At 49.6% G+C, this 11,768-nt stretch carries 8 protein-coding genes; 2 read left to right on the top strand and 6 right to left on the bottom strand.

Translation table 11 applies throughout. The features are described from left to right. Positions 1–16: 16 nt before the first annotated feature. Both oppA and DCH402_RS09765 read right to left on the bottom strand, forming a co-directional pair. A complete protein-coding gene (oppA, locus tag DCH402_RS09770) occupies positions 17–1,660 on the bottom strand; it encodes an oligopeptide ABC transporter substrate-binding protein OppA (protein ID WP_040000908.1) in 1,644 nt (547 codons plus the stop codon). Positions 1,661–2,655: 995 nt separating this feature from the next. Then, positions 2,656–3,300 carry a YchE family NAAT transporter gene (locus tag DCH402_RS09765; protein ID WP_040000907.1) on the bottom strand — a complete coding sequence of 215 codons (645 nt, stop codon included), beginning with the start codon at positions 3,298–3,300 and terminating at the stop codon, positions 2,656–2,658. Positions 3,301–3,845: 545 nt separating this feature from the next. On the opposite strand from DCH402_RS09765, the gene adhE reads away from it, so the two are divergent. Then, complete coding sequence (gene adhE / locus DCH402_RS09760) at positions 3,846–6,548, top strand: bifunctional acetaldehyde-CoA/alcohol dehydrogenase (RefSeq protein ID WP_040000906.1); 2,703 nt, start codon at positions 3,846–3,848, stop codon at positions 6,546–6,548. Positions 6,549–7,151: 603 nt separating this feature from the next. Here adhE and DCH402_RS09755 read toward each other — a convergent pair. Beyond that, positions 7,152–7,751: a thymidine kinase gene (locus DCH402_RS09755; protein WP_040000905.1), complete on the bottom strand. Its 600-nt coding sequence runs from the start codon at positions 7,749–7,751 to the stop codon at positions 7,152–7,154. A gap of 384 nt (positions 7,752–8,135) precedes the next feature. On the opposite strand from DCH402_RS09755, the gene hns reads away from it, so the two are divergent. Continuing rightward, positions 8,136–8,543: a histone-like nucleoid-structuring protein H-NS gene (hns, locus tag DCH402_RS09750; RefSeq protein WP_012769908.1), complete on the top strand. Its 408-nt coding sequence runs from the start codon at positions 8,136–8,138 to the stop codon at positions 8,541–8,543. Positions 8,544–8,661: 118 nt separating this feature from the next. Here hns and galU read toward each other — a convergent pair whose 3' ends face one another. The 3 genes from galU to rssA form a co-directional block, all read right to left on the bottom strand. Then, positions 8,662–9,573 (bottom strand): UTP--glucose-1-phosphate uridylyltransferase GalU, encoded by a 912-nt coding sequence (gene galU / locus DCH402_RS09745; protein WP_027712134.1) that lies wholly within the window; start codon positions 9,571–9,573, stop codon positions 8,662–8,664. A gap of 199 nt (positions 9,574–9,772) precedes the next feature. Then, on the bottom strand, positions 9,773–10,789 hold the full coding sequence (gene rssB / locus DCH402_RS09740; protein ID WP_040000904.1) for a two-component system response regulator RssB: 1,017 nt from the start codon (positions 10,787–10,789) through the stop codon (positions 9,773–9,775). A gap of 52 nt (positions 10,790–10,841) precedes the next feature. Further along, the gene (gene rssA / locus DCH402_RS09735; RefSeq protein ID WP_040000903.1) at positions 10,842–11,756 is read right to left on the bottom strand and encodes a patatin-like phospholipase RssA; all 915 of its coding nucleotides are present in this window, start codon (positions 11,754–11,756) and stop codon (positions 10,842–10,844) included. Positions 11,757–11,768: the final 12 nt, after the last annotated feature.

Raw genomic sequence — 11,768 nt, 5'->3', positions numbered from 1 at the left:
ACCCGCCCCTTCATCATTAATGCTTGATAATATAAAGGTTTTTAACGTTGAGGTTATCCAACGGATCTTTGCCGGTCAGGCCACCCACATACGGTTTAACCAGACGGGTGTTGGCATAGTAATACACCGGAACCACGACGGCGTCTTTTTCCAGCAACGCTTCAGCCTGTCTGTAGACGTTAGCACGTTCTTCTTCGGTCTTGGCGGCCAGAGCGTTCGCCATCAACTTGTCGAAATCCGCGCTCTTATAATGCGAGGTGTTGCTGCTGCTGTTGGCGATCATGATGTTCAGGAACGTGGTCGGTTCGTTATAGTCCGCGCACCAGCCGGCACGAGCGACATCGAATGTGCCCTGATGACGGCTATCCAGGAAGGTTTTCCACTCCTGGTTTTCCAGTTTAGCTTCGACGCCAATGTTGTTCTTCCAGATAGAAGAGGCGGCAATGGCCAGTTTTTTGTGCAGATCGGACGTGTTATACAGCAGGTTGAACGTCAGCGGTTTTTCAGCGGTGAAGCCAGCTTCGGCCAGCAGTTTCTTCGCCTCGGCGTTACGTTTTTCACGTGACCAGCTCACCCACTCCGGCGGCGTCAGTTTGCCGTCCAGACCATCGATGTACGGCGGAGTGAAACCAAACGCCGGGGTATCGCCCTGACCTTTCACCTTGTTAGTCAGAATATCCTGATCCAGGCCCAGCACCAGCGCCTGACGCACGCGCGGATCGGTAAACGGCGCTTTCTGGTTGTTGATCTCATAGTAGTAGGTGCACAGATACGGATCCGCCTTCACTTCGTTGGGGATCTCTTTCTTCAACTTCTGGAACAGTTCGATCGGCAGGTTGTTATAGGTCATGTCGATCTCGCCGCTACGGTAGCGGTTAACATCCGTCACTTCGGAGGAGATCGGCAGATAAGTCACTTTATTAATGATGGTGTGGGCGTTATCCCAGTAATTCGGGTTGCGCTCCAGAACGATTTTTTCGTTCACGATCCATTCGTTCAGCTTATAAGCACCATTGCCGACCCAGTTGGCCGGTTGGGTCCATTTGTCGCCAAACTTTTCGACCACTTTCTTATTCACCGGGAAGGTAGACGGGTGAACCAGCAGTTTATAGAAGTACGGAACCGGTTCGCTCAGCGTCACTTCAAACGTGTGATCGTCGATTGCTTTCACGCCCAGCGCATCAGGCGATTTTTTACCGGCGACCACATCATCGATATTCACGATATGGCCAAACTGCAGGTAACTGGCATATGGAGAGGCGGTTTTCGGATCAGAAATACGCTGCCAGCTGTAAACGAAATCCTGAGCGGTAACCGGATCGCCGTTAGACCATTTGGCGTCTTTACGCAGATGGAAGGTCCAGACTTTAAACTCTTTGTTGTCCCAGCTTTCTGCCACACCCGGAGCCGGATGGCCGTCCGGAGAGGTAACCAACAGACCTTCCAGCAGATCACGCGCGATATTCGATTCCGGCACGCCCTCAATTTTATGCGGGTCCAACGAGGCAACCTCGGAACCGTTGTTACGTACCAGTTCCTGCTTCTCAGCCAGTTGAACGCCGGCCGGCACCGTAGCGGCCCAGGCGGAAACGCCGGCAGAGGCAGTAATAGCAGCGAGAATGCTGACCGCCAGTGTTTTTTTAATAGTGTTGTTTATCATTATTTACCTTGCTCCTGTTCTACTGTTATCACCCAATCAGGCCCATAACTTTTTGTACGTATTAAGCGGACAGACATCATCGCCGCCAGAGGAACGAATCTGGCAACATGGCCGCTCAATCACATCTAAATTGTTTTATCCACGCAACACAGCCAGATACCTACAGTGCCGCACCAACGTGTTGGAAAAATCAACAGAGATAAAAACAGCACATTTTTGGCAACCCAAAAACTGCCGTAGTCCTCTCCGAGAACCGGCAGTTTACAGCCATTTCCACTCTTCCCTGATGGTACGCCCCCCTGCAAAGAAAACCGTCTGGGATAACGCTCTAATAAAATTAACTTATCCGTAACGACCGAGGAGAATAGCGTGATGCCGAACGTATCAGAAGAACTCGTCTTCGCCAATAGATTTTGCAGGCTGTTACTTAAATTTCTTTTCCATCTCGGAAAGTCACAAAATGATCTAACTCCGCAAATGGATACAAAAACATCCGTACCCTGTGTCAGGGCGGTAAAATTTCGCACAACAGCAGATTGTCCAATAACTTGTAACTATGAAAGCATTAACAGTAGTTCGGGGTAAAAAATGCACGATAAAACACTTCTGCCCAACATCCCACCATTAATGATGCAATCCCTTGTGCATGTGAATAAATTAACAGCGAATAGGCGCTCACACGACGGAAGATCACCCACTTCGTATCGTGCCATATGCATTAGCTTATCTAAGGCATGAGATAACTCATAAATATAAGTTATGTAGCTCGGTGAGATAAATAATAGTAAGGGATAGGCTTTTTTCTACCGGCTATTGCCGGGAGATAACATAAGTAAACAATATTAATAAAAATAAGGTATGCGCTAAATACGATAAGGCGTGGCGCGGAATATCTGCGTGCGTTTTAATCAACGCCATATCCCCGTCATACTTCACGTTGCAGGTGCGTTGACTTTCCTGCAACTCGAATTATTTGGGGTATAGACCCGCGCCCGTTATAGCAAACCGGGAAATAGGGCGCGTACCCCCGTGACAATGAATTCAATACCGAGCGACATCAACAGCAATCCCATAATACGGGTCACCACGTTGATGCCGGTTTGGCCCAGCAATCGCACCAGCGCCGGTGCCGCCCGAAACAACAACCAGCAACAAAACGCAAACACGGCAATCGCGGCCGATAGCCCCAACAAATTTTGCCAGCCGTGATAGCGGGAACTCCAGACAATCGTAGAGCTGATCGCCCCCGGCCCGGCCATTAATGGCAACGCCAGCGGTACAACCCCCACACTTTCCCGATTGGCGGTTTCCGTTTTCTCCTGCTTATTCTGTTTATCCTCACCCAGTTTGCCGCTGATCATCGACATAGCGATAGTCGTCACCAGAATACCGCCTGCAATCCGGAACGAATCCATCGAAATACCAAACAACCGCAGAATAGCGTCGCCAAAGAACAGAGCGACCCAGAGAATGATCACCACAGAGACATTCGCGGTCAGGTTCGTTCTCGCCCGCCCTTCCCCCGGCTGATAGCTGGTCATACTAATAAAGATAGGAAGAATGCCCACCGGATTAATCAACGCAAACAACCCAATAAAAAACTTGATGTAGCCGGAGAAATCCAGCATAGGTTGAGTCACACATCACCTCTGAACATGATTGTCGACGCCAGTTTCCACTGCCGAGACGCCTCGCACCACAACATCCGCGACCGGCACAATCACAACGTGCGGTTCGTCTCCCACAGCCTTAATGATCATACTCTGTCTTCACGCCAATTCCCGATACAAATTCGCATAAAGCCGCCAATGAAATAGTTATTTATTTTTAACAAATCTTACTGAAAGATGATATTCGTTCTCAAAATCGCCATGCTGAATGGTGTCAGCTTGGCGATTTAGCGAAGGCGATCACAAAAAACCGCCCATTAACGGGGTATCCTGCTGTCATCTTAGAGGTAACCACTCACAGCAATGAACGATAGCGTTATGTCGGTGACAACGTTAAACACAGTATTAAGAAACCGACGAACGCGGCATTAACCGGTAACACGATTCATCAGGAGCGCTTTGAGTCAATGGATAATCGCCAGCGCCAAATTATCAGGCGCCGCAACCATTATCTATACTGCTTATTCAACGGGCTGACCATTGACTGAAAGAGTTTAACATTACAGGAGAGCATTATGGCCGTAACAAACGTTGCTGAACTTAACGCTTTGGTCGAACGCGTCAAAAAAGCGCAGCAGGAATTCGCGAATTTCACTCAGGAGCAGGTTGATCGGATCTTCCGCGCCGCCGCGCTGGCTGCGGCTGATGCCCGTATTCCACTGGCAAAAATGGCCGTCGCCGAATCCGGCATGGGTATTATCGAAGACAAGGTAATCAAAAACCACTTCGCCTCCGAGTACATTTATAACGCCTACAAGGATGAGCAAACCTGCGGCGTGCTGTCCGTCGATGATACCTTCGGTACCATCACCATTGCCGAACCTATCGGCCTGATCTGCGGTATTGTTCCGACCACGAACCCCACCTCTACCGCTATTTTCAAGGCGTTAATCAGCCTGAAAACCCGTAACGGCATTATTTTCTCTCCCCACCCACGAGCCAAAAACGCTACCAACAAGGCGGCAGACATCGTGTTGCAGGCAGCAATCGCCGCGGGCGCGCCTAAAGATATTATCGGCTGGATTGATGAACCCTCAGTCGAACTGTCCAATCAACTGATGCACCACCCGGATATCAACCTGATTCTGGCAACCGGCGGCCCAGGCATGGTGAAAGCCGCTTATAGCTCGGGTAAACCGGCTATCGGCGTAGGCGCAGGCAACACCCCCGTCGTGATTGACGAAACCGCGGACATCAAGCGTGCCGTCGCATCGATTCTGATGTCAAAAACCTTTGATAATGGTGTAATTTGCGCATCCGAACAGTCGGTTATCGTGGTTGATGAAATCTATGATGCCGTACGCGAACGCTTCTCGACGCATGGCGGCTACCTGCTTAAAGGTAAAGAACTGCAGGCGGTGCAGGCGATTATTTTGAAAAACGGCGCATTGAATGCGGCTATCGTCGGCCAGCCGGCCACCAAAATCGCGGAAATGGCGGGTATTTCCGTACCAGCCAGCACCAAGGTATTGATCGGCGAAGTAACGAATGCCGATGAATCCGAACCGTTTGCCCACGAGAAACTCTCCCCGACGCTGGCGATGTATCGGGCGAAAGATTTTGAAGAAGCCGTCAACAAAGCGGAAAAACTGGTCGCCATGGGGGGGATCGGTCATACCTCCTGCTTGTATACCGATCAGGATAACCAGGCGCGTCGCGTCAATTATTTCGGCGATAAGATGAAAACCGCGCGTATTCTGATCAATACGCCGGCTTCACAAGGCGGCATCGGCGACTTGTATAACTTTAAGCTGGCGCCGTCGTTGACGCTGGGCTGCGGCTCATGGGGCGGTAATTCCATCTCCGAAAACGTCGGACCGAAGCACCTGATCAACCGTAAAACCGTGGCTAAGCGAGCTGAAAACATGCTGTGGCACAAACTTCCTAAATCTATCTACTTCCGTCGCGGCTCCCTGCCGATCGCGCTGGAAGAAGTGGCGAGCGATGGTGCAAAACGCGCGTTTATCGTGACCGACCGTTTCCTGTTTAACAACGGCTATGTCGACCAGATCACTTCCGTGCTGAAACAACAAGGTCTGGATACCGATGTCTTCTTTGAAGTAGAAGCCGACCCAACGCTCAGTATCGTTCGCAAAGGTGCGGAACAGATGAACGCGTTCAAACCCGACGTGATTATCGCGCTGGGTGGCGGTTCGCCGATGGATGCCGCCAAGATCATGTGGGTTATGTATGAACACCCGGATACTCATTTTGAAGAACTGGCGCTGCGTTTCATGGATATCCGCAAACGCATCTACAAGTTCCCGAAAATGGGCGTAAAAGCCAAACTGATCGCCATCACGACGACTTCAGGTACAGGTTCTGAAGTGACGCCGTTCGCCGTCGTGACCGACGATGCCACCGGTCAGAAATATCCGTTGGCCGACTATGCGCTGACACCGGATATGGCGATTGTCGACGCCAATCTGGTGATGAACATGCCGAAATCGTTGTGTGCATTCGGCGGTCTGGATGCCGTCACCCACTCACTGGAAGCCTATGTTTCCGTACTGGCGAACGAATACTCCGATGGACAAGCGTTACAAGCGCTGAAACTTCTGAAAGAAAATCTGCCGGCCAGCTACCATGAAGGCGCCAAAAACCCGGTTGCCCGCGAACGTGTCCACAATGCGGCAACCATTGCCGGTATCGCGTTTGCCAACGCCTTCCTGGGCGTCTGCCACTCAATGGCGCATAAACTGGGGTCTGAGTTCCATATCCCACATGGTCTGGCCAACGCACTGTTGATTTGTAACGTGATTCGTTATAACGCCAACGACAACCCGACCAAGCAGACCGCGTTCAGTCAATATGACCGCCCACAGGCACGTCGTCGTTATGCGGAAGTAGCCGATCACCTCGGTCTGGGTGCCGCGGGCGACCGTACCGCTCAGAAAATCGAGAAACTGTTGGCCTGGCTGGAAAGCATGAAGAAAGAGTTGGGTATCCCGACCTCTATCCGTGAAGCCGGCGTACAAGAAGCGGACTTCCTGGCCAAAGTGGACAAACTTTCTGAAGATGCCTTCGACGATCAGTGCACCGGCGCCAACCCGCGTTACCCGCTGATTGCCGAACTGAAACAAATCCTGCTGGATTCATTCTACGGCCGTCCGTTTATTGAGCATGCCGCTGCCGACGCCAAAGCAACTCCGGCAGTTGCCAATGCCGCGGCTAAAGCAGAAAAAAACGAGAAAAAAGAGAAAAAAGCGGCCAACTGATAACTTCAGGTAAACATTTATGTCTCCACATGCCCTGTGCCCTTGGCACGGGGCTTTTTTATGCCCTGATATCACATTAATTATCAGCGTTTAGCCATGCTTATGACGGCAAAGAGGCCTACGTGACGCTACAGACTGGCACACGTCAAATAAGCCGGAAAACCGCGCAGAGCAGCTAATACGGCATCGTAGCGAAATTAAAGGACGCCCCCGCAGAAACGCGCCGCAAGGGGATAGATTTCCACTCGATAATCCAAACCTCGAAATAGCTGCCCATGTATTAAAACACCCGCACTAAACGGCTCTTGAGTAAACGTCTATAACCCATGGCGTCAATAGCAACACGCCCTTACGGCAGCCATGGCCCTTTACATCGGTTTTGATAGGCGTCTGAGACCGGAATCATGAAGAGATATCGGGAGAGTGTACTCAACGCTTCTCCATCCTGGCTTCTCCATCTTAGAGCAAGGCGGTTATACGCACCTGGTAACGAATATTTAATTTAAATTATCAATTTTTTCTGGCAATCAAAACCGGATAACGCTTCCGTACATCCGGTTATTAATAAGGCTGGCTAAACGCTTAACCTATTAACGATATGGATTATTCTGTTTCAGTCCGGGTCAATCCCAACGCAATTTTATAATGCTTACGACATACCGATACATAACTTTCATTTCCGCCGATGACGACTTGTTCGCCTTCAATGACGGGCTTACCCTGTGAGTCTACCCGCAATACGTGATTCGCTTTACGCCCGCAATGGCAGACGGTTTTAAGTTCTATCAGCTTGTCTGCCCAGGCTAATAAATAATGACTGCCGCTGAACAATTCCCCGCGAAAATCGGTACGTAAGCCATAACAAAGAACAGGAATGTCTAATTGATCGACAACATCGCACAGTGCATTCACTTGCTCACGCGTCAAAAACTGACTTTCATCAATTAACACACAGTGAATAGTTTGCTGGCGATGCGCCTGCTCAAGCACCCGGAATAAATCTGTCTGCTCGTTAAACAATAGCGCCGGTGAAGAAAGGCCGATACGAGAACTCACAACGCCGCTTCGCCCGATACGGTCATCTATTTCAGCCGTAAACACCAGAGTTCTCATTCCTCTTTCATGGTAGTTATATGATGACTGTAACAGTGCGGTGGATTTCCCTGCATTCATCGCGGAATAATAAAAATAAAGTTGCGCCATGGCTCCTCGTTCAACGGCATTCACCGGTCAGTAATCGTTAAAATTTATTGTAACATACCGATTGTCGCTGACGAGGGTTTAGTCATGTATGGCTGACCTGATGAGCAACACCAATCATTCTGTGGTTTTGTAATATACAAAGTTCCATCCTGTGTGCCTGAAGAAACTATCGGTACTTTCCGTACGGCTATTTTCACTGCAGAGCATGCTAACAGAATGTATTAGCTGGTTTGTTAGAAATTTATATTGCCCTGTCGACGCGTGATTTTCGTTTTAAATTTGCTAAATTTTAACAACCTGACAATTTTGCCTATTGCAGAAAATAAAACGGCACTCTATTATCTCTGTACTGTCACCAATAATATTTATTTTGAGATTAATCCAATGAGCGAAGCACTTAAGATTCTAAACAACATCCGTACCCTGCGCGCCCAGGCAAGAGAATGCAGCCTCGAAACGCTGGAAGAAATGCTGGAGAAGCTGGAAGTCGTGGTGAACGAGCGCCGCGAAGAAGAAAACCAGGCTCAGGCAGAAATTGAAGAACGCACACGCAAATTACAGCAGTATCGTGAAATGCTTATTGCTGACGGCATTGACCCGAACGAATTACTGCAATCCCTGGGTGCAAACAAAGTAGCAGGTAAAGCCAAGCGCGCTGCACGTCCGGCCAAATATCAATACACTGATGAAAACGGCGAACTGAAAACCTGGACCGGCCAGGGCCGCACTCCGGCAGTGATCAAAAAAGCTATCGAAGAGCAGGGTAAGTCTCTGGATGACTTCCTGCTGTAATTTTCGGTTTATGAATAAAACAAAAACACCCCTTTTAAAGGGGTGTTTTTTTATGCTTGTCTAACGACATTGAGCTCTCCCCTACACTAACCAAAAGTACAGGGGAGAGAGCTAATTATTATTTGGCGTCTTCTTCTATTGCTTCTTTCAGCCACTGGGTAAAATCTTCACCCAACGCATCATGCCGAATACCATATTCTACAAACGCGGTCATGTATCCCAGTTTATTACCGCAGTCATGGCTTACCCCTTTCAGGTGATAAGCTTCAACGGTTTCTTTTTCCATCAGCATGGCAATAGCATCGGTCAACTGAATTTCATTACCTGCACCGGGCTCTGTTTTCTTCAGCAGATCCCAGATCTGCTCAGATAGCACATAACGCCCAACAACCGCTAAATTGGACGGTGCTTCTGATGCTTTCGGTTTTTCGACTACGCCGACCATTGGCGCGCTATCACCCGGTTTTAATTCCACACCTTTGCAATCAACTACGCCATAACTGCTGACGTTTTCCACCGGCTCAACCATAATCTGGCTATGACCTGTGCTATAAAAACGTTGCAACATTTCACTGAGGTTGTCTTTCTTCAGATCCGATTCATATTCATCGATGATCACGTCCGGTAAAATAACCGCTACCGGTTCATCTCCCACTAAAGGATGAGCACAAAGCACCGCATGTCCTAATCCTTTCGCCAGTCCCTGACGAACCTGCATAATAGTGACATGCTCCGGACAAATAGATTGCACTTCGTTCAACAACTGGCGCTTAACACGTTTTTCCAACATGGCTTCCAGTTCAAAGCTGGTATCAAAATGGTTTTCTATTGAGTTCTTGGAAGAATGTGTAACTAAAATTATTTCATTGATACCGGCAGCAATGCATTCATTAACCACATACTGGATTAGCGGCTTATCGACCAGAGGCAGCATTTCTTTGGGAATTGCCTTGGTAGCAGGCAACATGCGCGTCCCCAACCCGGCCACTGGAATGACCGCTTTCCTTACTTTTTTATTAATAGTTGACATAAACAACCTCGTATATATCGTTCAAATAATGAGCTTTATTTGTCCGGTGCATAAAACCGCAAAAGTATATCAGGTTCAATGCGTGATGCTCGTCCAATCTGGATTCGTGATGAAAAATCATAGGCACATACTAGGGAATAAAAAATAATAACGATAGATAGGCCTAGTCTGAAGTGTGGGAACGTTCGCAGCTATCGGATTAATCTGTAGACAACATCAGACGCAGACGGCCTCCGCTCCCCCACATCTGACATTGCCATGACGCACACTGATAACTGATCTGATTAAGATAAGCGGCTTCCAGCGTACCCAACGGTACGCCATTATTCAGCGCGATATTCTGATCTTCAACACTTAATGTGGCGTGTAGCCCTGCTGAAATAAGGATGAGCCTTTTCAGTTCACGGTGGTAATACCCTACAAGCAGAGGAAACTGACCTTGCAGATTGGCCCGACGCAACAGCTGATTGACCTGATTCAGTAATACCGACAATTCAGGCAATCGACGTTGCTGGTGTACTAAATGCTCCTGTAACAAGCTGTTGAATAACGCCCGCAGCAGTAATGCCGCCAGTACACCGTGATTATTCGCAGCCTGCGTCACATCAAGACAGTAAAACGCCAGCTCATCGTCGGATAATGCGGCGATATCAAGTACCAGCCCAGGCCTGTCCACCGCCATCAATTGCCGATAATTAATACGGCAATGCGCCAGCGTCTGCTGCACCGGCGGCTGCAACTGCCCCAGCAGTTTCAACGCAGCGCCAGGTGATTGGTTCAGCGTATCCAAATCACGCATCAGTTGTTCAACTTCATTAGCCTGAGACGTGAACATGGTCGGATACAGGCAGGCCATGACGGACTCACGCAAACGCGTGTAATCGTGAAGGGGTTTGAGCAAAACATCCTGAACGCCAAGACGCAAGACTCTGGCAATATCCGCCAGATGACTGGTGGCGGAGACCACCAGCACAGGTGTCGTGATATCGTGTAGCCGCAGACGCTCGACGAATTCAAATCCCCCCATCATGGGCATATTGAGATCGCAGATAATCAAATCAGGCTGCCGGCCGGCCATTTTTTCCAGCGCATCCTTGCCGTTATCCGCTTCGCGAACCTCTGCGCCCAGGGATGTCAGATAGCCTGCCAGCACGGAACGGAAAACAGCCTCATCTTCAACAACCAAAATGTGTTTTCCCGTTAACGGTTGTGCCATCAGCGACCCCTTGCACCGCTTATCATCATTCGTTACTGAATCCTAAATCATCCTATATGCCGTGGTTTACCAGCGGCAACAACAATTCCCGCTGTTTTTCCACCGCCGCCCTGCCGGCTTCAATCGCCTCTTCCGCCCGATGAAAATCCAACATGGCGATTTGCGGGCAGTAGGGTTGAATCAATACATCCGGAGGATCGCCCGCCATACGGTTCATTTTCAGGCGATTCTCCAATATCTGTATGGATGTGCTCATGATCTCCATCGCGGTAGGAGCGACTTCCGTCTGCCGGCGAAAAGGCTGGGCTAATCGATGACGGATACGTTCGCGCCAGTTACGTGACGTCGCTATCGTATCCGCCTGCGTATCCGCCTGAACCGGTTTGGCAGACAATAAATTATGCGGCTGTAAGCTGGCGTCATGCTGTAAATCGACGGCAATCACCACATCGGCCCCCATCGCCCGCGTCAATGAAACCGGCACCGGATTAACCACAGCGCCATCCACCAACCAGTAACCGTTCAATTGTACCGGCGCCAATAACCCCGGCATGCTACAGGAAGCACGAATAGCCAAATGTAAGTCTCCCTGTGTGAGCCAAAGTTCCCTTCCCGTACTCAGGTTAGTCGCCACCGCACCATACTTGATAGCACACTCCTCAATATGTTGCGTACGTAGCAAATGCTTTACATGGTTGAAAACGCGATCCCCCCGCAATAACCCGCCACGACGCCAGGAAAAATCCATCAGCCGGATAACATCCCAATAACGAAAGCCATTCACCCAATGCGCCATGCTGTCCAGGCGATGCGTGGCATACGCCGCGCCGACCAATGCGCCGACCGAACATCCGGCCACAACTTCCGGCACGATCCCTAATTCTTCCAGCGCGTGTAACACGCCAATGTGCGCCCATCCCTTTGCTGCGCCAGAGCCCAACGCCAGGCCTATTTTTACCTTCCGCATGGTGTTACCTCC

The sequence above is a fragment of the Dickeya chrysanthemi NCPPB 402 genome (genome assembly GCF_000406105.1).
Taxonomy (GTDB): domain Bacteria; phylum Pseudomonadota; class Gammaproteobacteria; order Enterobacterales; family Enterobacteriaceae; genus Dickeya; species Dickeya chrysanthemi.
This window is presented reverse-complemented; position numbering and strand designations above follow the sequence as displayed.